Annotated in this window: 15 protein-coding genes; 13 read left to right on the top strand and 2 right to left on the bottom strand. The window is 42.5% G+C overall.

Features of this window, described 5'->3' with window-relative positions:
* The first annotated feature begins 25 nt into the window (after positions 1 to 25).
* Together uvrA and RQP50_RS26495 are read left to right on the top strand one after the other, a co-directional pair.
* A complete protein-coding gene (gene uvrA / locus RQP50_RS26500; protein WP_315747223.1) occupies positions 26 to 2,902 on the top strand; it encodes an excinuclease ABC subunit UvrA in 2,877 nt (958 codons plus the stop codon).
* 262 nt (positions 2,903 to 3,164) lie between these two features.
* Positions 3,165 to 3,935, top strand: a complete 771-nt coding sequence (locus RQP50_RS26495) for an HAD family hydrolase (protein WP_315747222.1) — start codon at positions 3,165 to 3,167, stop codon at positions 3,933 to 3,935.
* Between the two features lie 282 nt (positions 3,936 to 4,217).
* On the opposite strand, the gene RQP50_RS26490 is transcribed toward RQP50_RS26495, so the two are convergent.
* Complete coding sequence (locus RQP50_RS26490; RefSeq protein WP_315747221.1) at positions 4,218 to 5,840, bottom strand: nitrite/sulfite reductase; 1,623 nt, start codon at positions 5,838 to 5,840, stop codon at positions 4,218 to 4,220.
* A gap of 401 nt (positions 5,841 to 6,241) precedes the next feature.
* Between RQP50_RS26490 and RQP50_RS26485 the strand changes: the two genes are divergently transcribed.
* The 5 genes from RQP50_RS26485 to galU all read left to right on the top strand — a co-directional run bounded on the left by RQP50_RS26485 (position 6,242) and on the right by galU (position 14,000).
* A complete protein-coding gene (locus tag RQP50_RS26485) occupies positions 6,242 to 6,445 on the top strand; it encodes a DUF2759 family protein (RefSeq protein ID WP_021257086.1) in 204 nt (67 codons plus the stop codon).
* A 193-nt stretch (positions 6,446 to 6,638) separates the two neighbouring features.
* Positions 6,639 to 7,829, top strand: a complete 1,191-nt coding sequence (locus tag RQP50_RS26480) for a S1C family serine protease (protein WP_315747220.1) — start codon at positions 6,639 to 6,641, stop codon at positions 7,827 to 7,829.
* 97 nt (positions 7,830 to 7,926) lie between these two features.
* Complete coding sequence (locus RQP50_RS26475; protein WP_315747219.1) at positions 7,927 to 9,963, top strand: copper amine oxidase N-terminal domain-containing protein; 2,037 nt, start codon at positions 7,927 to 7,929, stop codon at positions 9,961 to 9,963.
* A 267-nt stretch (positions 9,964 to 10,230) separates the two neighbouring features.
* On the top strand, positions 10,231 to 12,843 hold the full coding sequence (locus RQP50_RS26470) for a U32 family peptidase (RefSeq protein WP_315747218.1): 2,613 nt from the start codon (positions 10,231 to 10,233) through the stop codon (positions 12,841 to 12,843).
* A gap of 281 nt (positions 12,844 to 13,124) precedes the next feature.
* Positions 13,125 to 14,000: a UTP--glucose-1-phosphate uridylyltransferase GalU gene (galU, locus tag RQP50_RS26465; RefSeq protein WP_021257082.1), complete on the top strand. Its 876-nt coding sequence runs from the start codon at positions 13,125 to 13,127 to the stop codon at positions 13,998 to 14,000.
* A gap of 60 nt (positions 14,001 to 14,060) precedes the next feature.
* Here the strand turns inward: galU and RQP50_RS26460 are convergent, their stop codons facing one another.
* Positions 14,061 to 16,541: an O-antigen ligase family protein gene (locus RQP50_RS26460; protein ID WP_315747216.1), complete on the bottom strand. Its 2,481-nt coding sequence runs from the start codon at positions 16,539 to 16,541 to the stop codon at positions 14,061 to 14,063.
* 291 nt (positions 16,542 to 16,832) lie between these two features.
* Between RQP50_RS26460 and RQP50_RS26455 the strand changes: the two genes are divergently transcribed.
* The 6 genes from RQP50_RS26455 to RQP50_RS26430 are packed head-to-tail and all read left to right on the top strand — an operon-like array spanning position 16,833 to position 26,536.
* Entirely contained in the window at positions 16,833 to 17,612 is a 780-nt protein-coding gene (locus tag RQP50_RS26455; protein ID WP_028533431.1) for an ABC transporter permease, read from the top strand.
* Between the two features lie 14 nt (positions 17,613 to 17,626).
* The gene (locus tag RQP50_RS26450) at positions 17,627 to 19,270 is read left to right on the top strand and encodes an ABC transporter ATP-binding protein (RefSeq protein ID WP_315747215.1); all 1,644 of its coding nucleotides are present in this window, start codon (positions 17,627 to 17,629) and stop codon (positions 19,268 to 19,270) included.
* Positions 19,271 to 19,307: 37 nt separating this feature from the next.
* Positions 19,308 to 21,716, top strand: a complete 2,409-nt coding sequence (locus tag RQP50_RS26445) for a class I SAM-dependent methyltransferase (protein WP_315747214.1) — start codon at positions 19,308 to 19,310, stop codon at positions 21,714 to 21,716.
* Positions 21,709 to 22,548: a glycosyltransferase family 2 protein gene (locus tag RQP50_RS26440; protein WP_028533432.1), complete on the top strand. Its 840-nt coding sequence runs from the start codon at positions 21,709 to 21,711 to the stop codon at positions 22,546 to 22,548. The genes RQP50_RS26445 and RQP50_RS26440 overlap by 8 nt, the downstream gene beginning before the upstream one ends.
* 14 nt (positions 22,549 to 22,562) lie before the next feature.
* Complete coding sequence (locus RQP50_RS26435; RefSeq protein ID WP_315747213.1) at positions 22,563 to 23,660, top strand: hypothetical protein; 1,098 nt, start codon at positions 22,563 to 22,565, stop codon at positions 23,658 to 23,660.
* Positions 23,661 to 23,707: 47 nt separating this feature from the next.
* Complete coding sequence (locus tag RQP50_RS26430) at positions 23,708 to 26,536, top strand: DUF7657 domain-containing protein (RefSeq protein ID WP_315747212.1); 2,829 nt, start codon at positions 23,708 to 23,710, stop codon at positions 26,534 to 26,536.
* The last annotated feature ends 94 nt before the right edge of the window (positions 26,537 to 26,630 follow it).

Below are 26,630 nucleotides of genomic sequence, written 5' to 3'. Positions count from 1 at the left end.
CTGAACGAGCAGGAGGGGTAATCCATTGGCTAGTGAACATATTGTGATTAAAGGGGCGCGTGCCCACAACTTGAAAAATATCGATGTGACGATCCCGCGCGACAAGTTCGTTGTACTTACGGGTCTTAGCGGCTCGGGTAAATCGTCATTAGCCTTCGACACGATTTATGCCGAAGGGCAGCGCCGGTATGTGGAGTCCCTATCCGCTTATGCGCGTCAATTTCTCGGGCAAATGGAGAAGCCGGATGTCGATTCTATCGATGGGCTGTCTCCAGCCATCTCAATCGATCAGAAGACGACAAGCCGCAATCCGCGTTCAACGGTTGGTACGGTTACGGAAATCTACGACTATTTACGATTATTGTTCGCACGTGTTGGCCATCCACATTGTCCAGAGCACGGAATAGAGATTACGTCGCAAACCGTGGAACAGATGGTGGATCGTATCATGTCGTATCCAGAGCGAACGAAGCTGCAATTGCTAGCCCCGGTCATTTCTGGACGCAAAGGGGAGCATAAGACGGTATTTGCTGATATTCAAAAGCAAGGCTTCGTCCGGGTTCGTGTGGATGGAGAATTGCGTGATGTGTCCGAGACGATTGAGCTGGAGAAGAATCGCAAGCACAATATCGAGGTTGTTGTAGACCGAATTGTTGTGAAGGAAGATGTGCAATCACGTCTTGCCGATTCGATTGAGACAGCGTTGAAGCTGTCAGACGGCAAGCTGATTGTGGATATTATCGGCGAGGAAGAGTTGGTGTTCAGCTCGAATCTGGCTTGTCCAGAATGCGGCTTCAGTATCGATGAGCTTGCTCCTCGCATGTTCTCCTTCAATAGTCCATTTGGTGCATGTCCGGAATGTGATGGACTCGGTATGAAGATGATTGTCGATCCTGAACTGCTGGTGCCGGATCGTGAGCGCACGATTGAGGATGGCGCTTTTGAAGCATGGGCAGGCAGCACGTCGAACTACTATCCGCAGTTCTTGGCTGCGGTATGTGAGCATTATGGAATTTCTACGGATGTTCCAGTATCGCAGTTAGACAAGGAACAGATGTCCAAATTGATGAATGGTACGGGCGGTGAAAAGGTTCGCTTCCGATATGAGAATGATTTCGGTCATAAGAAGGAAGCCTTTGTGCCGTTTGAAGGTATCGTTCATAATCTGGAGCGTCGCTACCGTGAGACGGCATCAGAGGGCATCCGTGAATATATTGAAGGGTTTATGAGTGCGAAGCCTTGCGGTTCCTGCAAAGGGCATCGTTTGCGCAAGGAAAGCTTGGCGGTTACGGTAGGCAGTGAGAACATGGCCTATGTCACCTCGCTCTCTATCGGAGAAGCGCAGCGTTTCTTTAGCGGCTTAGAGCTATCAGAGAAGGAGCAGTTGATTGCTCACCTCATTCTGAAGGAGATCAATTCTCGTCTCGGTTTCCTCGTGAACGTCGGGCTTGAGTATTTGACCTTGAACCGTGCAGCGGGAACGCTATCTGGCGGTGAGGCACAGCGCATTCGCTTGGCGACACAGATTGGCTCGAGCTTGATGGGAGTTCTGTACATTTTGGACGAGCCTAGTATCGGTCTGCATCAGCGGGATAATGATCGATTGATCCAGACGCTGGAGCATATGCGCAACCTCGGGAATACGCTTATCGTTGTCGAGCATGACGAGGATACGATGCTTGCAGCCGATTATATTATCGATATCGGCCCTGGCGCTGGTATCCACGGCGGTATGGTTGTGGCAGAAGGTACGCCGAAGCAGATCATGAAGGATAAGAACTCGCTTACCGGGGCCTATTTGAGCGGGCGTAAGTTTATTCCCGTACCTGAGGAACGCCGTAAGACGGATGGACGCTGGCTGGAGGTTCGCGGTGCGAAGGAGAACAATTTACGCGGCGTTCATGCGAAGATTCCACTGGGCGTCTTCACCGCAGTAACTGGCGTATCCGGCTCAGGCAAGTCGACACTCGTCAACGAGATCTTGTACAAAACGCTGGCGCGAGATTTGAACAAGGCGAAGGTGCGCCCAGGTGAGCACAAGGAAATTCGCGGACTTGAGCATATCGATAAAGTCATTGATATCGATCAATCCCCAATTGGGCGGACGCCACGTTCCAATCCAGCCACGTATACAGGTGTATTCGATGATATCCGTGACCTGTTCTCTTCAACGAACGAAGCGAAGATCCGTGGCTACAAGAAGGGACGCTTCAGCTTCAACGTGAAGGGCGGACGCTGTGAAGCATGTCGTGGAGACGGGATTATTAAGATTGAGATGCACTTCCTGCCTGACGTCTATGTACCTTGCGAGGTATGTAAGGGCAAGCGCTACAATCGTGAGACGCTGGAAGTGAAATACAAAGGGAAGAACATCGCAGATGTGCTGGAAATGACGATCGAGGATGCAGTGGAGTTCTTCCAGAACGTTCCCCGCATTCATCGCAAGATTCAGACATTGCTTGATGTCGGCCTTGGCTACATGAAGCTCGGACAGCCTGCAACAACATTGTCTGGCGGTGAGGCGCAGCGCGTGAAGCTGGCAGCTGAATTGTATCGCCGCAGCACGGGCAAGACGATTTACATTTTGGATGAGCCGACTACAGGTCTCCATGTTGCGGATATTGATCGCTTGCTGCATGTGCTGCATCGACTTGTCGATTCCGGTGAATCGGTGCTCGTTATCGAGCACAATCTGGATGTCATTAAGACAGCAGATTATATTATTGATTTGGGTCCAGAAGGCGGCAGCGGAGGCGGAACAATCGTTGCGCAAGGAACGCCGGAGCAAGTCGTCACGGTACCTGCGTCTTATACAGGCAAGTACTTGAAGCCGATCTTGGAGCGCGACGCAGAGCGTACGAAGCAGTTCACGAAGAAGGATCGGGAAGCGCAGCAAGTGTAGAATCAGCATCGTTTCATTTATGGACGATATAGGCACGGTACGGCTATTAACAGCCTACCGTGCTTTTTTGTGTTCGTGTTTCAGAATGTGTTTATAGATATGTTCAAGATATGTTTTGGATGCGTGCCAAATGGAATTGACTTTACACATCCCGATCACATATGGCAGAAATGTTGAAGCAGTTAGGGAACGCAGCAGGAGACCGAGCTATGTGTGCCGAAATGGTAGGGCAACGATAATGATCTTGCAGAGGATGGTGCAAATGGTACAGCTTCAAGTAGGTTCTTGCAGCACGAAGGTGCGCGGTATTTTGTTCGACAAGGATGGAACACTGTTGCAGTTCATAAGCCTGTGGGGCTGGTGGGCGGAGACGGTAATGAAGGGTTTGGAACAGGAGCTGAAGCAAGAGGGCGGCTCTTTGCCGGAAGATCCGGGATATATTTTAGGCGTTCACATCGAGCCAGATGGATCGATACGTTCGCATGATCGGCAAGGGCCGCTGGCGATGGGTTCTCCGACGCAGATGATTTCGATCGCGACTTACTTGCTCTATAAAGAAGGAGTGCCGTGGAACCGCGCTGTGCAGCGGGTAACAGCGGTGTTTGAGCAGGCGAATGAGCAATTGCTAGACCATGCTAATATTATTCCGGTAACGGGTGTTGTGCCGTTTCTGGAACGCTGCCGTCAGCATGGACTCAAGATGGCGGTTGTGACCGCAGATGATAAGGGGCCATCTGAGCAGCATTTGGAGAAGATGGGAATCCGCCATTATTTCGATGCGGTCGTTGGCGATGATTGTGTAGCGCAAGGGAAGCCTTATCCGGACATGGTGGAGCTGGCCTGCCGAGAGATCGGTCTGGAACCACATGAGATAGCTGTGATCGGCGATTCGGTTGGGGATATGGAAATGGGACACGCTGCTGGCTCAAGTCTTCAAATCTTCATTGATGAGTCGAATCAATTCGAGACAGCTCCTGAATCCGCAGATGTAATGATTCGTTCTTACGAGGAGATTCAACTGAAGGACGAGTAAGAGGCATAAGGCAACATACATCACATGTTAGGCTGAATCATGTTACGATAAGTAATGTTAGGCAAGTCATTTTTAGCTAAGGCGATTAATCGTACGAAGACTGCAGGATAATAATTGCAGAGTATGGTGCATGCTGGACGAAGACAAGTAATAATGCAGAACTTTTCTCAATAAATCATATGCTGTGAAATGAAGAGACCAACCAGAGCGCTCAGCTAAGGTTGGTCTCTTGTACGTAACAGGGGATGCTGGTACAAGGATATATTCACTCTCACATTTGGCTTAGCCAATAGGAGCAGCTAGAATCTCGGTCAGGCGCTGTTGGAACGCGTCTGCACCGACACGGAGGAAGAAATGATGGAATGTCTCATTCGCTTTGCGCTCCTCTTTATAGAAGCGAAGGAGCTGTTCTAAGACGTATGGGACATCGTCGCCCTTTACACGCCCTTTCAACGTTGTGTTGAAACGGGCATTCGGGCCGAGTATGCCGCCGACTGCGATATCGAAAGCATCGACCATGCCTTGCTCCGTCTTCACGAGAGAGCCTTGTAAGCCGATGTCAGCGACATGCTTCTGACCGCAGGCGTTAGGACAGCCAATGAAGTGAATGCGAATTTGTTCATCCAGATCGGTGATATGCTCATCCAAATAGTCAGCTACGCGCCTCGCGCGTTCCTTCGTTTCTACGATCGCTAGGTTGCAGAATTCGTTGCCTGTGCATGATACCGTCCGGCTCATGAATGGCTTAGGATGTGGCGTAATGCGCTGCAGCACGGGGAGAGCAAGAACCTCGTCAATGTGAGATTCAGGTATGCCAGTCAGAACAATGTTCTGGGACATCGTTGTCCGCAGTAATCCGTCACCGTATTGTTCAGCTGCGTCAGCCAGCTGGCGGAACTCGTGGCTATCCAACCGGCCGATTGGAACGTTGAGTCCAATATAGAAGAGGCCGTTCTGTATCTGCGGATGGACGCCGTCGAAGTAAGCTGCTTGCCAGCCGACGGTTTTATCCTCACCACGAGTAGGGAACTTGCCAATAAGCTCCTCCAAGCGATTCTGGAAAGCCTCTACACCCCAAGCCGCGACAAGGAACTTCAGACGGGCATGATGGCGCTTCTCACGGAATCCGTTGTCACGGAATAGTGTCGTTACGCCGACGGCGACCTTGAGCACTTCCTCAGGGCGTATGAACATATCAAGCTTTTGCGCCAAGTGCGGCTTGGCGGACAATCCACCTCCGACATGGGCGTGGAAGCCGATCACTTCTTCATCATCAATGATTTTGACGGCAGGGGTGAAGGCTAAGTCATTTATTTCAGCATGCGCATTGTTATAGATGTTGGCGGAAATCGACATTTTGTATTTGCGCGGCAAGTTGGAAAAGTCTCGATTCAAGAGGAAAAAATCATTTACTTCATTTACGAGATCGGTTGTATCCATTAATTCATCGGGATCAATGCCAGCAAGCGGGTTGCCGACAATCGTACGCGGGCAGTCGCCGCAAGCCTCATAAGAATAGAGTCCAACCTGTTCAAGACGGTTGAAGATATCGGGGAAGTCCTCGACTCTTAGCCAGTGGTACTGAATCGCTTGGCGTGTCGTTACATCTATCAGGCTTCGACCGTACAGCTCAGCGATATCGGCTAGCGTCCGAGCTTGCGCGGCGGACATAATGCCGGAATTGATGCGAATGCGCATCATGAAATGTCCGTCCTTCGGTTTCTGCTCATAGACACCGGCCCACTTGAAACGACCTTTGTCATCTTCGGGGATGGATTCATAGCCTTGCTGTGCATACGTTTCGATAATATCGCGAATGACATCAAGACCGTCCTTCTCCATTTTGACAAACTCGAACTTATTCAGCTTTACAGGGTCTTGCATCCAAATTGGATCATAAGCCATTGGCAGTCCCTCATTCCCTCTAAACTTGTTTATTCCGATATAAATAGTGTGTTTTATAAGTGAGGTAATCGTAACATATTTCCAGCAAGGCGACAATGCATGGAGAAGACAAGTGCTATTACAATTTCTGATGAATGCATTCAATTTCTCTTATGAATGGCAAATCGAAAAATAAGCTGAGTAAAGGAAAGGGCACAGGTACGGAATGATGTGGCGAAAACATGTCCATCTAATCTCTCACTCAATGACATCTATCATGCAGGGTTTCAATGACAAGGGATAAATCATGAAATATTGGTGACAATCTTGTTAAATATGAAAAATTTGCCTTGATTCTTTTGCTGGGTAAATATAACATAGATGCATATGAGTATAATGAACGTGTAGAGGGAGGTCACACCATGTTTTTGGCCGAAGCAGCACAACAGAGCGAAAGCACCTATCAGCATTTTGATCTATTTATGATTGCGTTTACTTTACTCTTGATCTGGGCAGTTCTACGCCAAGTCAAGCAGCGTCCTCGCAACCTATTTGCGCTCGGCTTCGCCGTTGTGAGCTTGCTTGTATTTTTATATGCGGATTGGGTAATGGTGCAAGGTTGGTAATCGCCATCAGACCTTTGAACAATTGATTTTCACATAACACATAAGGCGATACATACATGTCCTACAGACAGACTCCTTGGTGGATAACATCAAGGAGTCTTTTTTTTCTTGCATATGATCTGAGGTTGGAGGAGAATGGAAGCATAGATTGGAATGCCCTGATTTCATAGGGGGCAAGAGGAGGAGCAACCGGATGGTTGGGCAAGCGAAAAGAACACATACAAACCATGCATCAGAAGTGAAGTTATCTAGAAAGATGGGGAGAAACAGAATTGCGCTATTTATCGTTTCCTTACTGATTGGAGCATCTGTTCTGCCAACTGCGGCAGGTGCTGAGGCGTCATTTCGAGCCGTGAAGGTGAAGGACAAGGTATATGTAGAAGCGGAGGCGCTTGAGCAGGTAGCCGGCGGCAAAGGTACATATGATAGCAAGTCGAATACATATCAGTACAAGCCTAATGATATTCCTACTATTGTGGAAAAGGTAAGCCCATCCGTTGTATCGATTATTGGCCGTCAGATCGATGCGGAAGATGATTCAGACAACTGGCTGTCTCACGGAACGGGAGTCGTTGTGCGCAAGGATGGATGGATTGTTACAAATGCGCATGTCATTTTGGCCTTGCAGAAGCCAGTGGTCGTAACACCGGAAGGGAAATCCTATCCGGTAAGCAAATGGTTCGCTGATGAGGAAAGTGATATTGCCCTGATTAAAATCAATGCACAAAACATGAAGCCTGTCACATTTGTACGTTCGAACCCAACACTTAAGGTGGGCGAAGGGGTCGTTGCACTTGGAACACCGGTATCATTTACACTGCGCAATTCTGCGACTTCCGGGATTATTAGTGGTATTGATCGGGCTGTCGATTCAAGCTACAAGCTGATTCAGACGGACGCAGCTATTAACCCCGGCAATAGCGGAGGGCCACTCGTGAATATGCGCGGTGAAGTGATTGGCATCAATTCGATGAAATTCGCTGCTGTAGGGATCGAGAATATGGGATTTGCGATACCGTCTGACACGGTAAACATGATCGTGCAGCACTTTTTCAAATATAGCAAGGTGAAGCGGGCCTCGATTGGCGTTGAGCTGGAAGAGAGCTGGGCTGCGTATGTGGGGTTGCCGACAGATGTTCCGATCAAGGTTACGAGTGTTGTAAGCGCCCAGGCGAAGAAGGCAGGCATAACGGAAGGCGATGTGCTGTATGCCATTAACGGTAAGCCGGTGAAGACCCTTGTCGATGTGCATGAGGCACTGAAGTCATTTTTGCCAGGGCAGCAAGTAAAGCTGACGATGCAGTCGAAGGGGAATCTTGTTGCGAAGATGGTAGTGCTGAGTGAAGCAGTAAAGCCTGCTGTTAAGGATAAGTCAGTAGACTGATAAGTAACGTAGAAGTAGAAATAGAAGTAGAAGTAGAAATGCATGAAAACTGAAGGGTATATTTCATAGATGAAGAGCGAAGGGGAGAGTGCTTCATATGGGGAAAACGATTCGATATCCGTTCTCGAAGCATCATTGGCGGAAGAGTGTAGCGATTATGACAATAGCAGCCGTCGTAGCGGGAACGATTGGGTGGAACGTGTCTCCGTCTCCGATTGCGGCAGCAACTGCCGCGGCTGGGCAGCAGGAGATGCTCCGATTGAAAGTGGGCAGTACGAGTGCGACATGGAACGGTGAGAAGTTAGCGATTGTGAAGCCTTACGTTCGTCAAGGAACAACGATGGTGCCGCTTAGTATTTTCACGAATGTGTTCGATGCGGCCTTGAAATGGGAACAGGATAATGCAGTGATATTGGAAGGCGATGCTGTCTCCATTCGGATGAGAATCGGCCAGAAGCAGGCGATGCTGAACGGCAAGCTTGTCACACTGGCAGTAGCCCCGGAAATGACTGGTGGTACTGCGATGGTGCCGCTGAAGCAGCTGGCACAAGCATTTGGTGCAACTTATTCGGTGGATAAGGATAAATCGATTGTATTGCGCTGGAAACAGGAAGGGAATCTTGCAGGTGCTGCTGTAGATGTGAGTGCAAAGGCTGCGCGTGTCGGAGATTCCTACTATCAATGGAATATGGTACTCCCTAAGGGCTGGACGCATGAGAGCTTATCCCCTGAGGAGTTCGCTGTTATGTTTGCAGATCCAACAGAACATGTCTATGTAACAATCAATGCGCTAGATTGGGCATCGAAGCCGCTTGAGCATTGGGCAGATACATTTAAGGGGCAAGCGTCGGAACAGCAATTAATGGAGTATCTTCAAGCGGAAGAGTTAGACGATGAGTCAGGAATGTATGAAGCGAGCACGGGCAAGGTCGATGGGATTGCATATGCACAATCTGTCTTTATAAATGAAGAGGATATGTACTTAGCGCGTGTGTTCAGCTCCAACGGCAAGCGATATATCGTCCGTATATTTGATGCAAATGCGCAACGACCGAAGCAGATGCTGCAGTACGTCCCGTTCATAAATACGTTCCGTCCGAGCTTTTCCGCTGGTGCTGCAACCAATATCAGCTCGGTGAAGGACGGCTACCGCAATACGGAGTTGTGGGGCAAAGGGCTGACAATGGATTTGCCGGTAGAGTGGGCATCGTCTGATACGTATTTCCAATCGTATGGGTCGAAAAATTGGGAACAGTCTGCCAATTACAATATTGCGACTGCTGCACCTGGTTTGACGCTCGACCAGTTTGCTAAAAATCATTTATCTTATTTGAAAAAGACCACCAAGTCTGAGTATTTGCAGATCGATCCTGAGCAGGACGTAAAACTTGCAGATGGGAAAATGGCAAAATCCATTAAAATAAAAAGCCGAGTCGACGAGAAGAACTGGAAGGTGAGCATGCATTTGCTCGTTGTCGATCAAGGTGTGCAATATTTGATGATCTATCATTGTCCGGATAATTCAGAGGGTATTTCTCTTGGAAACCGCTTGTTTTCCTCGGTGAAGGTTGATGGAAGTGTGAAGAAAGATCTTGAAAGTCCCGAAGACTTCCCGAAAGGGGAAGACTGGTACAAGGACTGGTCTGTCAGCTCACCTCGCAAAGCTCCGAATTATGGATTTACCTTGCAGGTACCGGATTGGTGGACGAGCGGGTTCTATGCTTGGGGAGAAGAGAACTATGATGTTGAATTGGACGAAGGCATGATTGCTTATTATTCACGGCCGGATAGTGATTTCTCCGTGTATGTCGATCAAGTGCGAACAGTAGAAGAGGCGCTTGCAAGATGGGAAGATTACTATAAAGGGGAAGGCGACACTAAGGTTGAGATCGTGAAGCAAGAGAAGACGACGGTTCAAGGCAATAAAGCTTATGCGGTCGAGATGAAAGTATTCAGCGAGGCCGGTCAATTGAGCTTCACCGTGAATTTGCTGTTAATTGCGCGTGAAGGCAAAGTATTCTCACTCGGGTATTCAATGGAGGATACGGCGCGAACACCAGAACTGCTTGACTCTTTCAAGCGTACGATGGAATCCTTTCAATTTACGGAGCAAGTGACGAATAAGAAGTCATGATGCAGACAGCATCCTAGCCAAGCTATGGCGGGATGCTTTTCTTTTTCTTACGTGTGCAGCTGGTTGTCTAGTTGTAGGTGGAAATGTCCTTACGCGACTCTGCTTCGAGCAAGCTTACGTGCAGGTATGCGGCATAGTGAGCAGGAAGTTCTAGCCTATGCTGGAGTTTCGGCGTAAAGATCGCTATACTAATTGAAGCATATTTAAATAAGTAGATAGAGATGACCGCATCATGCGGCAATGGATAAATTAGCTTGGAGGATGAGCATGTCGACAATTAAGCAAGGGATACAGCGTGGAGATATTGAGCTGCTGGCGCCGGCTGGCGATTGGGATTGCATGCGTGCCGCAGTGGCAAATGGCGCGGATGCGATCTTTTTCGGAGTAGAGAAGTTCAATGCACGTGCGCGTGCGAACAATTTCCGGATGGATGATTTGCCAGACATTATGGCGTTTTTGCATAGTTATGGGGTTAAAGGATTTCTGACGTTTAATATATTGGTGTTTGAAAATGAACTTGAGGATGCAAAGGGGCTTATCGAGGCTTGTATTGATGCGGGTGTAGATGCGGTTATCGTACAGGACTTGGGCTTAGTGAAAATGATTCGCGAAATTTCGCCTGACTTCCCGATCCATGGATCAACGCAAATGACGATTACGTCACCTGAAGCGGCAGAATTTACGAAGCCGTATGGGATGGAGCGTGTCGTGCTTGGCCGTGAGAACAACCTGAAGCAAATTCAAAAGATCGGTGAGAAGGCCAACGTACCGATGGAAGTGTTCGTGCATGGTGCGTTGTGCGTGTCCTACTCTGGACAATGCTTAACGTCCGAAATGTGGGGCGGCCGCTCAGCGAACCGCGGGGAGTGCGCGCAGGCATGCCGTTTGCCGTATGACATGATGGTTGACGGGGAGCATCAGCCGATGGGTGATGTGACATATTTGCTGTCGCCGAAGGATTTGGCGGCGATTGATATTGTGCCGGAGTTGATTGAAGCGGGTGTCACGTCCTTCAAAATTGAAGGCCGCATGAAGCAGCCGGAATATGTGGCGAACGTGGTGAGCAAGTACCGCAAAGCGATCGATGACTATTTCGACGGTAACTGGAATGGCCCTTCGAAGGAAGAAGTGCGCGAGCTCCAGCAGAGTTTCTCTCGTGGCTTCACGCACGGCTTCTTGAAAGGGACGAACAACAAGCAGCTTGTAGACGGAACGTTCCCGAAGAGCCGCGGCGTATATGTGGGTACGGTGCAGCAGGTGCTGCGTGACGGTGTCGTATGTAAGTTGGAAGCACCTCTGAAGCGCGGAGACGGCATTGGCTTTGATGCCGGTGATCCGACGAAGAAGGAAGAAGGCGGACGCATCTACGATTTGCGTCGTCAAGGCGTGAAGCTGGAAGGCGAAGCGGAGGAAGGCTGGATCGTGGACATCGTGCCCGGACGCAATGATGTGGACTTGCGCCGCGTTCATGTTGGGGATCGGATCTGGAAGACGAGCGACCAGGCGCTTGATAAGCGCATGCGTGCTACGTTTGAGAAGGACAAGCCATACCGTGTCTTCCCTGTGCATGTGCGCGTAGAAGGTCGTGCTGGTGAACCATTGCGTACATGGTGGACGGATGTTCAGAAGGGGACAGTCGTTCAAGTGGATTCGGAGCTTCCGCTTGAGGTTGCACAAAAACGACCGATGGACGAGGCACTCTTGCGTGAGCAGCTCGGGCGTCTGGGCGGTACAGTGTATCAGCTTGAGGTATTGGAATCGGCGCTGGAAGGTGACGTCATCGTTCCGATGCGCGAATTGAATGCGATTCGCCGCCATGCCGTGGAGGAGCTTGCAGGCGAGCGTCCGAAGCCGCCGGTATACGTGAAGCACGATATCGCGGCTATGGGAGATGTCGTTAAGGAGCAGACACCAGTGCCATTTGGTGGTGCTCAGTTGACAGCGATGTGCCGCAACTTGGAACAGGTACAGGCTGCCGTGAAGACAGACGTATCGTTGATCTACGCTGACTTTGAATTCATTAAGCAATTCCCGGCTGCTATTGAAGCATGCCGCGCAGCAGGCAAGCCGATTGCATTGGTAACGCCGCGCATTCATATGCCGAACGAGAACGGATACCATCGTAACATCTTGAACTTGAAGCCGGATGCAGTGCTCGTACGCAACACGGGTGCACTGAATTACTACCAGTTGGAGAAGGCGGATTGGGAGAGCAAGATGGTGTCATCCGGGCTGCCTAGCCAAGAGGTTATGGAGCAGGCTGCAAATGATCCGCAGCTGGCCATCTGCCCGAGCAAGCCAGAAGGCGAAATGTTCCCGCAGCTGATCGGGGACTTCTCCTTGAACGTGGCGAATCATAAGACGGTACAGCTGTTCAAAGAAGCGGGATTGGATCGGATTACGCCTTCGTATGACTTGAACATTCAGCAAATGGTCGATATGCTGCGTCATGCAGATACGTCGATGCTGGAGATTGTTATTCATCAGCATTTGCCGATGTTCCATACCGAGCATTGCGTGTACTGCACGTTCTTGAGCGAAGGAACAGACTACACGAACTGCGGTCGTCCGTGCGAGGAGCATCGTGTATCGCTGCGTGACCGCATTGGCATGTCCCACCCGGTTCGGGTAGACGAAGGGTGCCGCAATACGGTTTACAACGCGATCGAGCAGTCGGGCGCGGAGTATTTGGTTAACTTCTTGGAGCTTGGCGTTGGCACTTACCGTGTCGAGTTTTTGGAGGAAACGCCAGAGCAAGTGCAAGAGGTAATCGACCTGTACGGCCGTGCACTTCGCGGTGAAATCAGCGGCACGGAAGTATGGCGCAAGCTGAAGGCAACGAACCAACTCGGCGTAACGCGTGGACAGTTAGTGAAGTAAGTAGTGGTTATTAACTTAATAACGTAAAGTTACAATAATCGACTCGACCCGGATGGAATGTGTAGTGAACTGCATGGAAATCTGGGTTCGAGTCTTTTTGTTAGGGAAGTCCATTTTGAGCTTGTGTCTTTTGCTGATTATGGTTAGATTAAACCCATTACTAGATCAATGTACGTTATCTTGTTGAGTATATTTCTTGAGCGCTTTTCATGTATACTAAAGATAGCATCAGGTATGAACGGATGAAGATGGATGATCGTTAGAGATTGGAGAGACTTGAGATGAAGATTAGAAAGGCAATTATTCCAGCCGCGGGGCTGGGTACGCGCTTTTTGCCTGCAACAAAAGCAATGCCAAAAGAAATGCTGCCGATTGTAGATAAGCCGACGATTCAGTACATTGTAGAAGAGGCAGTAGATTCCGGCATCGAAGATATCATTATTGTTACAGGTAGGGGAAAGCGGGCTATCGAGGATCATTTTGATAATTACTTTGAACTCGAGCATAACCTGTTGGAGAAAGATAAGCTAGCGCTGTTAGAGGAAGTACGGAAATCCTCCGAGATGGCCAACATTCATTATATCCGGCAAAGAGAGCCACGGGGATTAGGACACGCGATATGGTGTGCTCGTAAATTTATCGGAAATGAACCGTTCGCTGTACTGCTTGGAGACGATATCGTACAAGCTGAGGTACCTTGCTTGAAACAAATGATTGACGTATATGATCGTTACGAATCCTCGATTGTGGGCGTACAGCCAGTCCCTTGGGAGCATGTGTCACGTTACGGACTCGTAGCAGGCCCTTCTGTAGAAGAGCGACTCATTCGTGCAGAACAGCTAGTAGAGAAGCCAGACAAAGAGTCGGCTCCATCGAATTGGGCCATCATGGGACGGTATATACTGACTCCGCGTATATTTGAACTGCTTGAACAGCAGGAGGCTGGAGTCAATGGAGAAATACAGCTCACGGATGCGATTGCACAGCTAAGCGCAGAACAAAGTGTGTTAGCTTATCATTTCGATGGTCAACGGCATGACGTTGGTGAGAAACTCGGCTTTATTGAAACGACACTGCATTACGCGCTGCAGCGCCCAGAGCTACGGGGAGATTTACTTGAGTATATGAAGCGTATGATAGTTGAGTATGAAAAATAAAGGTAATAGAAAAAGGAACGTTCCGATATCAGAACGTTCCTTTTTGTTGTATCCATTCGTTTATTCAGCTTTAAATTTCATTTCAGCGATTTGATCAATCTGCTCTTTTTGGTCTGATCCTAGTGCCACAAGCTTATCAAACCAATTTTGATCTACTTGCCCCTGTTGGATCGTTGCGGCTACGTACCAACGTGCGAGCTCACGGTTATTCCCAGGGTTGTCCTCAGGGTTGTTCGAGTCAGTTAAGTTCTCTTGCAAGTATGGCTTCATTGCTTCAGCCGCCTTAGCAGGATCTCCCTTCATTACATATGCGCGTCCAGCATTCATAGCCATACTAGAAGTAACGTAAAATGGATTGCCTTGAAGTTGTCCTTTCGGCAATGTCTTCAAGTGCTCCACGCCAGCCTTGACATGCTCGAAAGCGGCAATGACTTCATCCAAATAACCGTCTTTTATATCTGGCGCTGTTGTTATAGATTTATACCCTTCACGTAAAGCTATGTCCATATATTCTTCATACCATTTCATATCCCAAGGGAAGTTGGAGGCATTCTGAGAATATACTGCATAGACCTGCTCATCCAGCCCTTTTATGTTATAAAGCTTGATTAGCTGCAATAGGAGCGACTTATTATGAGGGTTATCCCCCAGTGCATTTTTCAATACTTTTTCCGCTTCTGTAAAGAACTGTTCGTCTTTTTGTTGTTCATATACTGACATGTATAGCTGTGCTTCGAAAGCTGCGTATTCCGGGTGAGTAGAGCGAATGCTCTTTGCTTTTCTTAACTGTTCCATCGTCTTGTTAAAATCCTGAGTTGCAAGGACGATTTGTTTTGCACTTGCAAACGAGCTAGATGCTTGAACAAAGAGAATGGAAGTGATGAAAAGACCGATACCAACTACTCCTAGAATACTTGTCAATGCAATCTGGTATTTTTTTTGTGTACGTTTCTCGATTGGCTTTGACTTAATGGATGCAGTCATCCCCCCAAGAGATATGAAAACAAGTATACCAATGTACACATAACTCATGTTAAAGTCCATTGCACTATGAATAAGAATACTCGTTGAAAGAATGAAATACAAAAAGTAACTATCGCGTTCTTGATCATTGGCGTTTATATATGATCGGATGTAGTTCCAATAAATATAGATAAGAAAAGCCATAAGAATGAGAATCCCGATGATCCCGGTTTCAACTAAGTATTGCATATAAAAACTATGTGCTTGTTGAATGTCATAGGGATTGTTTTCATATTTCGCATAAAGAGCGGCCCAAGCGCCTCCACCGGCACCAATTAACGGGTAATCCGCTACGAGTTTCAGTGAGTCCTTATAGAATGTGATACGTTCGAGAACACTATGTTGTTGGAAGTTAATAGTTTCCAACCGTGTTGTAATGTTCTCAGGAAGCATATTTTTCACATTCGTTCCAATAAGAACAAACAACAGAAGACCTGCCAAAACTGCTCCGCCGACAGGTATTAGGAAACTTCCCCATCGTTTATTAGAAACTGCAGTTGTTTTTTGTTCTAACCACGGCGAAATCCAGCGTTCAAGTGCATAAGATATTGCTGCAGAGAGTATAGAGCCGACTATGATATAGGCCCAGCCCTTCAAGGAATCAGATCCGGAAAAATCTTTCTGAACCCGTAGACCAATTTCAGTAACTGGATTCAAAATAAGAACCGTGATTACTCCGCTGATAATTAAATGCATAAACCACATCAATTGACGATATGGCTTTAAAAAAACAAGAACAACGATAAACGCAACGGGGAGGAGAAGTAGTCCACCACGAGATAAAGTTAAAAAGATGGATAACATAATGGGTACAATCATAAATGAATGGACAGATTTCCTCCACCAATTCTGAGACTTACTAATGAAGAGTAACGCTCCCAACAGAAATGCCATTAAAAAACCAGCGTATGTATTTGCATATTGGAAGACAGATGCCAGCCGCTCGCCATTAGAGTCACTCATAACTGCATTCAAGTATGCTCCAGATGGCGTTGTTGAAATCCCCAGCCACTTGATAAGTGCCGTCACACCAGGTCCATTTCCTAACCAATGAAACAATCCAAAAAAGACGACGATATAAGAAATGATCATGATAGCTAGATTTAATGTTCGATTTACGACACCATCTTGCGCTATAATGGAAGAAGCGACAAAAAATATGCCGTACATCAGCATGATAATTAACATGTTGACTGCCAAGTAATTTGATGCTGCTGATATCGTAGATAACGCGAAGCTGGCAGGCAATAAGAATACGCAGAGAGACAATAAGTCTTTGCGGCTAGACCAATTAAATTGCTTCCAACCAACAGCGATGGCTATCATAGCTATAATAGCGGATAATAATGCTGCTACATATATTGGTTGATCGAAATCTGCCATTTGTCCGTTAAATAATGCAACTTTAAAGGTAGACCAAAGTAAAAATAAGATGATGACTCCAAGCAGCAGCCAAGGTGCTCTGGAGCCTTCGCTGTTTTTCTTGGCTTTGGAGCCAGTATATCCATAAGTCGACAATTTTTACGCTCCTTTACTAACGAATTATAAACTCAATTTTAGCATAAATTATCGAACATACAATCACCCAGAGAATGTTAAGTAGCTTATGTCGGTATGAAGTTTAAATTGATTAATTACAATTTTGATGAATATGGTAATATCTTTCATTTAAGTGAAAGGAGTTTGAAAAGTTGGAATTGATTACTCAAACCGTTTTAAATACAAGCAAATAAATTCTTTTAAGAAAAAAACGCCCATTTATCTGGGGGATTGTTTTATTTATTATTTTGAACTTGTGGGGTTAAGCATATGATTACTAAAACAATTAACATTTATCGTAAATATGGTTTTTTACTTTCTCAATTAGTGAAAAGAGATTTTAAAACAAAGTACAGAAGATCATTTTTAGGGATTATTTGGAGCCTTTTGAATCCTTTGCTTATATCTATTGTGCAGTATATGGTGTTTTCTAGTTTATTCCGGTTCGATATCCCTAATTACTCAGTTTATTTGTTAAGTGGGATTGTTATGTTTAATTATCTAACAGAAGCTACTACTCAATCAATGGCGAGCATTATTCAAAATGCTTCATTAATAAACAAAGTTTATATTCCAAAGTACATTTATCCGCTTTCTCGTGTCCTGTCTACAGGGGTCAATTTCTTATTTTCCTTGTTGGCACTTTACATTGTAATTATAGCTTCAGGAATGAGCATTACTTTTGCTCATATATCTATTTTATATGTATTGGCTTGTATGTTTATATTTACATTAGGTCTCTCTCTAATGTTATCTTCATTAATGGTTTTCTTTAGAGACACGCAGTTTTTATATGGGGTACTACTAACGATATGGACGTATTTAACTCCTATTTTTTATCCGGAGTCTATACTTCCGTCACACATGCTGTCTCTATTAAGCTTTAATCCTATGTATCATTTTATTAGATTTTTAAGATTTATTATTCTATATAATGGAGTGCCAATTCTGAAGGCATGGGTATATTGTGGTGCTTTTGCAGCTATATCCCTATTAGTTGGAATGTATGTATTCAAACGAACACAAAACAAATTCATACTTAATCTATAAGGAGAAGGATTCGCTTGATTGAACTAAGTAATATATCTATGAAATTCCGCATGGCGAATGATCGCATCATGAGTCTCAAGGAATTTGTGGTTAAGAAACTTACCGGAAAATTAGAATATAAAGAGTTTGTAGCTTTAAATGGAGTATCTTTCTCTATTAAAAAAGGTGAGGTAGTAGGTATTGTTGGTGGTAATGGAGCTGGTAAAAGCACATTGCTCAAAATCATTTCGGGAATCTTATCGCCAAATCAAGGTACCGTAAGTGTTAAAGGAAGCATTGCTCCTATGCTTGAGCTTGGTGCGGGCTTTGATTTTGATTTGACGGCAAAAGAAAATATATTTCTAAATGGAGCCGTACTTGGCTATTCGAAAGAATATCTAGAAAGTAAATATGACGAAATAGTCGAATTTTCGGAACTTGAAGAATTTATGGATGTTCCTGTTCGTAACTTTTCATCAGGTATGACAATGCGACTGGCTTTTTCTATTGCTACACTTGTTAACCCCGATGTCTTAATTGTAGATGAGATTTTATCCGTTGGTGACGCGCATTTCCAAAAAAAGAGCTCTCAAAGAATGAGGGAATTAATTCACGGTGGAGCAACGGTTATTCTGGTGTCGCATAGTATCGAACAAATTCGCGAAATGTGTTCCCGAGTGATATGGCTTGAACGAGGAAAAGTGAAGATGATTGGAAACACGGTTGAAGTTAGTAATGCATACATGAGTAGTATGAATTATTACGAGAAAAAAGAAAATGAAACCGTGAGTGTGGATAGATATCAAGAAAGATTGTATTCTCCGACATACATCACAAAGTTTAATGAATCTTATTTCATCGTTGATTGCTGGCATCACCGAATTATTTATAGTGACAGTATCACTGCGCCTTTAGAAAATTGGAATACGGTAGAAGTTTTATTTCATAATCCTCATATCATTGCAAGTGATGGTGAAGTCTTATTAATCGATGATTCCAAAAATGATACTATAAAGGTTATTCGACAAGAAGGTACTTCTTTTGTAGAAATTCAATCGTTGACAAATATCGGACAACAACCAAATAAAATTGTGTATGACAGTAAGAGTGGATTGTTCTACGGGTTATCTGCATCCTCTCAACATGTATTTGTGTTAAGAAATACTGGGGAGAAAGTAATTATAGAAAAAGTTGTGAAACCTGAGTATTTGGGAAGCGCCTATATTAGATCATTTAGTATCATTGATGGGAAAATGTATTTTGTATCAGGTCCAGGGAAGATTATTGTAGCTGAAATAGCTGATTTATCCTTTAACCTAATTGACGAGTATACAGTCCCATTTGAGTTACTTGGCATGAATGATATTGCTAAAATAGGTTCATACTTCTATATAACTGTATATCAAACTGGGAATGGTGAAATAGAACCAAGATTGATTAGAATTAAGGATTTAAATCAACTTGAAACGAATTGTGAAGATATCTATGACCTATTGGGCTTGAAAGGAGTCCCTTATTATTTTTCATTTATAAATGATAGAGTTTTCTTGACAGAGATAGATAATTATTCATCTATCAAATCATTTACCATAATAGATGATCAAATTAGTGACATTCAAGTACATTTTGATATTGGGCAAGCGAGTACGGCTTCCAAAAAGCGACGTGAATTGAAGTAGGAGAAAATAATGATTTCAAGACTGGGGTGGGAGTTGAATGGCTAAATTTAATCTTGATTATTACGTACCAAGTACTGACGATGTATACTCTGATGGAGATATAGAATCTGAATTACTGCAGTACGCAATAAGTGGTAAATGTGACTGGCATAAAGATGGAAGATGGCCTGTTGTTTACCATATGTCCCATCTCCGTCATAATATTTTAAATTGGTTCCCATTTAAAAAGGAGTGCCGCATTTTAGAAATTGGTGCTGGTTGTGGCGCTTTAACAGGACTTTTATGTGAGCTTGGTTCAAAAGTAGTTGCTGTAGAGTTGACAAAAAGACGTGCAGAAATTAATTATCAACGTCATAAGCATTTTGACAACCTGGAAATAGTAGTTTGCGACTTTCAAAAATTGCCGATAGAGTCCAAATTTGACTATATTATTATTAATGGTGTACTAGAGTATGCTGCTTATATGATTGAGAGTGAGCAGCCGTATATAGATTTCTTGAAATTGTCGGCAATGCATTTGAACGATAAAGGAAAAATACTATTGTCGATTGAAAATAGGATGGGACTTAAATATTTTTCTGGCTCAAAAGAAGATCATACTGGGGTATTTTTTTCTGGTTTGAACGAATACGACAATGGTGAGAAAGTTAGGACTTTCTCTAAGATAGAATTAGATGAACAAATAAGCAAAGCTGGGCTATGTTCGATAAAATACTATTATCCTTACCCTGATTATAAGTTCCCGTCGGAAATCTTTACAGATGAGACGCTACTTGAAAGAAAGCCGTCCAGCTTCGATTATCCAATGGACATGTCCAGAGTTAAACTTTTCGAAGAAAGAAAAGTTTATGTTTCACTTATGAAACTGGGTGTCATAGATAAATTCAGTAATTCGTTTTTAGTAGAAGTTGCTGTCGAACCCGATGAAGAGCCGGCAAATGTCTCGTATGTTAAATTGAGCGCAAATCGAAATGAAAAGTTTCAAATCTGTACTTACTTTGACACTAACAAGAAAAATGTATATAAAAAAGCTCTGTTGCCAGCGGGGCATGAACATTTGCTTACAATGAAGCGCTTTAGTAATTATGAATATGGTAGTGGTATTTTAAACAATATAGAGTGCCAACAAAATGGTAACGTCTTATCATTTCCTTTTATAACGGAAGATAGTTTAGAAGAAATTTTGATCAAAACATGCCAACAAAATGATAGTGAGAAGTTTTTTTCGCATATCAATCACTTTAGAAAGGTATTGTTTTGGAACGTACCATTGCAAAAGCAATCTTATTCGCTTGCTTTCGGAGAGATATTTGGGAACAAGCAATGTGAAAAGGAACTTCGATGGAATGACAATGTCAATGTAGATATGATCTCAGGTAATATTTTTGTGGATAATGACCGTTATTTAGTTATAGATTATGAGTGGCATAAATCATGTCAGATACCGATGGAGTTTATTCTTTGGCGTATGCTGAAACAATTTGCAGAGGAACACGATTTTTGTGGGTTTTTGACGAAACCAGTATTGTATGATTTAATCGGTATCAATGTAGATGTTGAGGAATGTTTCCTGAATTGGGAATCTCACTTTATTAATCAGTATGTAGGAATTAAGGACTTACACAGCCTTTCCAAAGATATCGTTCCTATTGATTTGGAAAAAGCAGCAACACAGAAAATGAAAGAGAATGTGTTACGCAGTAGCTTATTCTTGGATTTGGGTAATGGATTTTCAGATGCCAATTATGAAAGCAATAACTCAATGTATACTTCTTCCGGCTTTGTCGCGTTATTTACACAGAAACAATTAAGAGATGCTAAAAGCTTGAGATTTGATCCGCTTGAAGGACACGCGAGCTGCATTGAAATACAGAAAATCGAAACAGATGGAACGGTAATGAATGTAAGTTCACTTAATGCTGAAAAATACACGGATGGTGTAGGCTACGAATTTTACACTTATGATCCACAATTCTTGATAAATGGAGATTTTTCAAGGGCAACATACATTAAGATATTTTTCTCTTGTACGATTTTAGATTGGACGATCGGATATCAGAAAAAGGAAGAAGAGCTGTGGTTAAGTGAAAAAAAGGTTGGGGAACAAATTTCAATCAACAATCACCTTAATACTAAATTAGGGGAGAATGAAGTAGTAATTAATCAGATTAACCATGAATTGGAAGAGAAAGTATTTGAAAACAAATTCCTTGCCGCTAAAATAACGGGGATGGAAGAACAAAATAATATAAAAAAAATTCAGCTAGAAAAGATGGAAATGGAACTGATAAACATGAAAGAACAAATGGATAATGTTAAGTATAGATTAGATGAAACACAAAGTGTGTTGCATCATATTACAACAGAAATGAAAAATCGTAGATTTAAAACAATGTTAAAGGTATTACTGTTTGGTGGCATTACTAGGGGGGGATCTGGTGAGTAAAGTTAGTGTAATAATGCCTTGCTACAACGATGGGGCATATATAAGAGAGGCGTTAGCTTCTGTAAATGCTCAAACTTACAAAGATATTGAAGTAATAATTATTGATGATGGGTCAGATGATCCAAACACGCTACAAATTCTAGATAATATATCTGAATCCAATATTAAACTATTAAAAACAAAAAGACTTCGTCCTGCAGGCGCAAGAAATGAAGGGATTTCGCAAGCAACAGGGAAATATATTTTGCCATTAGATGCTGATGATATTATCGAGCCAGAGTATATAGAAAAAGCTGTGAGCATTATGGAGAAAGATGAACGAGTAGGGGTTGTTTACTGCTTTGCGGAGTTGTTTGGTGAGCGAAGTGGGCGGTGGGATCTCCCTAACTATTCTTTAGAAAAAATGCTTCTAGATAATATCGTTTTTGTAACAGCATTGTTTTACAAAGAAGATTGGGAGAATGTTGGCGGGTTTAATACAAACATGAAGCATGGAATGGAGGATTATGACTTTTGGCTTTCTATTTTGGAAATAGGTCGTGAGATTCATCAGATCCCAGAAGTTCTATTCCGGTATAGAATTAAACCTACTTCACGTACAACAGAATTTATGACTAATGTCCAAATTGTTCAAGAAACATATAGACATATATATGAACATCATCCTGTACTCTATGAGAAGTATAAGGATCAATATGCGGTCGGTCTAAGAGCAGCTCTTATTGAACAAATATTTTTAAACAGAGCACTACAAGATGGTATAACTATTTTAGAAAAAATAAAGCGTATACCATTATTGAAAACAATCATTAAAAAATACATTATGAAATGAAAACGAGGTAAGAAATGATAATATTCACATCGATATGCGCTAACTATTTACATAAGGCACGTGCATTAGCTAAATCAGTCAAAGAAAATATTCCAGATTCCGTTTTTGTAGTTTGTTTAGTGGAGCGTGAAGTCTTACCGCAGTATGAATACCCTTATTTTGATCATATTGTTTTAGCTAAGGATGCTTGGGAAGGTAATTTTGATCGTTTTATTTTTAAGCATGCAATTGTCGAAGCCTCTACTTCCGTTAAAGGACAATTTTTCAGATATTTGTATAAGGCGTTTCCTGGTGAACAGCAGTTTGTTTATCTTGATCCTGATATTTTTGTTTATTCCGATTTTGTAGAACTAAGAGGACTCTTAAATGAGAGACCAATTGCTCTATGTCCTCATTTGCTCGATCCTGGCAATATTGATATGGAACTTTCCAGTACTGCTCATGGTGTCTATAATTTAGGTTTCTTAGGTGTGAATCGAAGTGATGAAGCACAAAAATTTATTAATTGGTGGGCTGAACGCCTATATCTCTTTTGCTATGATGACATCGCTAATGGCGTGTTCACAGATCAAAAGTGGGTTGATTTAGCCCCTTGCTTCTTTGATGTCGAAATATTTAAACATAGAGGATATGATTTTGCTCCATGGTCGCTTTTAAATTGCGAAATGACAAAAAAAGAAGACGGAGTTTATGTTAAAGGGGATCCTTTGCGTTTTATTCATTTTTCTGGATATGGTGATTCTGCGCAAAAATGCATGAGAGAATGGCTTCCTGAAGGGGATCACCCGTTTAAAGAACTATATTCTAGTTATTCTGTAATTCATGATTCAAATGATTCAGATGCGATATCAAAGACGAAGTGGTCTTATAGCTGCTATTCATCTGGAGAAAAAGTAAGTGATTCTATAAGAAAATTATATCGTAAAGATTATGACGTAATGTTTAGTATCGAAAATCCTTTTGAATATGGAAATGACCACTTTGCGAGAAAATTAAATTCAGGGAAAATCATAAAAAAATCCAAAAGTTATTCTTCCAAAGCGATTTCTGTTATACGAAACCAAGGATTTAAAGCATTCTTAAAGAAGGTTCATGTAAAGTTGTTTAGATAAAGTTAATAAATATACACATATATGTGGATACAGGAGCCAATCAATAGATGAAAGAGATAGTTATGAAAAATAAAAGGTTAGTAATAGCCCTCTCCTTTTTTTTAATTTGTAATTTAGTTGTATTCAATTTATTTGAACCATCGATTGAGATGAAAGTTTCTACAGGTGGAGCAGATGTGAATCTAAGTTTTTATTATGACAATTCCTTGGAAGGTTATCCATTTGACGACACGCATATGGGGCCTGACACTTTATTATCTGGGGGCGGAATTCAAACAATATCCGTCCCATTATCTTTAGAAAAGTTAAGTAAGCTTCGGATAGATTTTGGAACTATTGCTTCTTCTTATAAAGTTCATTCTTTTACAATTCTGAAGTCACCGATTTACGAGGTGAATTATGATAGTAAAGAATTTATACGTAAGTTCAATAATATTAATGATATAGATAGTTATAATATTGAAAATAATGTTGTACAGATTCATACTTCTGGTTCTGATGGTCATATTTACTCTATGAACCTTCTAAACGATATGCACGCCACTATAAGACAGGACTTAATACGAAAAGAATTGATTTTTATAGGGTTATCTTTAATGCTATTAATAGGAAATAAAATCCTGTATTTGTTCAAAAAAGTGATTATTTGGTTCATTAAAATTTTGATAGGAAGTAATAGGATCATTTGTTCGAGACAAAAAGAAAAAAGAGTTTTAGGATTCCTTCTTGTACTACTCTATTCTGTTTTGTTTGCATTACTAATAGATGTAGTACTGTTTCGTACGATCGCCAGAGTAGCACAGATATTTGAATGGAATACGCTATATCGTTACTTTTCTCCTGCATTAATATTTTCCACGGGAAGAGTATATTTTATTTTCATCTTTCTTTTTATTTTTGGTCTTATATTATATTTTGGCATTAAAAAATCGATAAAGTATCGCTACATTTTTGCTGCAGTCTTCTTACTCTTAATGGTAGGAGGGCGCTTTACGGGTTCTTCGCTAGGGTTTTACGACGGAATGCTACAAGGTAATACAGAAAATTATAAGCAAAGCACTTTGCTGGGGATTCCACAAGGTATTCGTGGTGATGAGTGGGCTACTGAAAAACCATACTATTTTGCACAGGTAATGGGGAGTGATCCGTTATCCTATTTCAATACAAACTTAAGTTTTGATGGCAACGATATGGTTGTATCAGCTTTTGCGCCTGTAAAAGATATTGTTATTATCGCTCGTCCAGATTTATGGGGCTTCCTCATTCTTTCACCTGAATATGCCTTTTCCTTTTATTGGTGGTCACGCATAGTTCTACTTTTTATGGCCTCTTTTGAAATGGGGCTATTACTAACAAAACGTTATCGGTATGCAGCATTTACAGCCCTTATTATTTCTTTTGCACCTCCTGTTCAGTGGTGGCTTTCACAGACTCTCATGTTAATGTTGATGAGTGGTCAATTTGCTTTAGTTCTTTTTAATAAATATCTAAACTCTACAAAAAGCATTAGTAAATTTCTTGCTTTGCTGGGGGTAGGATTTTTTGCATTGGTATATGCACTAACAATGTATCCTGCAACACAAGTGCCGCTAGCCTATATTTTTATGGCTATTCTTGTTTATCTAATTATAGATAATAAAAGTAAAAAACCATTTGCATTAAAGAAATTAGTTCATTATGTGCTTGCGATTGTACCTTTTTTGGGTATTATAGTTCATTTTTATTCTAAATCTAATCCAGCAATGACGACTATAATGAACACTATATATCCTGGATCTAGTAGGCCATGGATATCATTACCGTGGGATTATGAGTTTTATCAGTTTGTAAATGTTTTTACAGCAAGCGTTCATTGGCCACAATTTCTGAACGCTAGTGAAATTAGTCAATTTTATACATTTGCTCCTTTTTTAATAATTGTTACTTTGGGGCTTATTTGGCGGAATCGTAATAAATTGTTATTACCTAGTTTATTATTTGGTGCTTCAGTAATGCTTATGCTAGTTGCTTGGCTCCCACGCTCTTCTTTTATTAACAAGATCACATTATTGAGCTTTACTTATCCAGTAAGAATAACATACGCATATGGATTTGGTTTTACTTTACTAATTATTTGTTTATTACCTTTACTGGAGAGAAAGATTGCGGGAAGTTATTCAAATAAAAATGCAAGCCTAATAGCTGGAACCGTTGGTTTTTTGACACTTTGTATATTAACAAATAGTGAAAATGTTTTTGGTTTTTTTAAATCATTTACCGCAGGAACTGCAATAATGATAATTATTGTTGCATTGTTAAGTTACATGGGTTATTTATTACTAATTGGAGGAAAAAAAGAAATACGTAAGTTTGCGGGATTGCTCACACTACTTTCAATTGTCTCTACTTGTATGGTGAATCCTATTACCCAGGGCTTGGATTCAATGTTTGAAAAAACTACAATGAAAAAAATTAGAGAGTTAAACAATATGGATAGTGGAAGATGGATGGTTAGTGGAAGCCCTACTATTTCAAATTTAGTTTCTGCTCAAGGAGTTGCAAGAACGACTGGTACCTACTATTATCCAGATTGGAAAATGATGAGTGTTATTGACAAGGAACATAAGTTCATTGACATGTGGAATCAGTTTGCACATATTGATATGCGGTTAACTGAGGGGCCTTTAGAATTTGCAACTTTTGATCATGAAAAAAGTGAAAAGGTAAATGGCACAAATCGCATTATCTATATTCCGATTGAAACCGTTAGGGAGTTAGGGATTAAATATATTTTTACTAGTGTAGAGGTACCAGACTCTTTACTTCGAAGAGGCGATATTTCTTTATTGTATCGTGATAAAGTTGATCCTTGGTCTATTTATAAAGTTAGTTATTAATGAACAGTTTATTTTAGAATCCCTTATGAAGATATAGTGAGTAAGAGAAATCGTATTTAGTTATTATTTACTGATCTAACACTGTGAATCATGG

This window comes from Paenibacillus suaedae, from assembly GCF_032337355.1.
Lineage (GTDB): Bacteria > Bacillota > Bacilli > Paenibacillales > Paenibacillaceae > Paenibacillus_B > Paenibacillus_B suaedae.
Note: the sequence above shows the minus strand (reverse complement) of the source record. Positions and strands in the feature narration are given on the sequence as shown.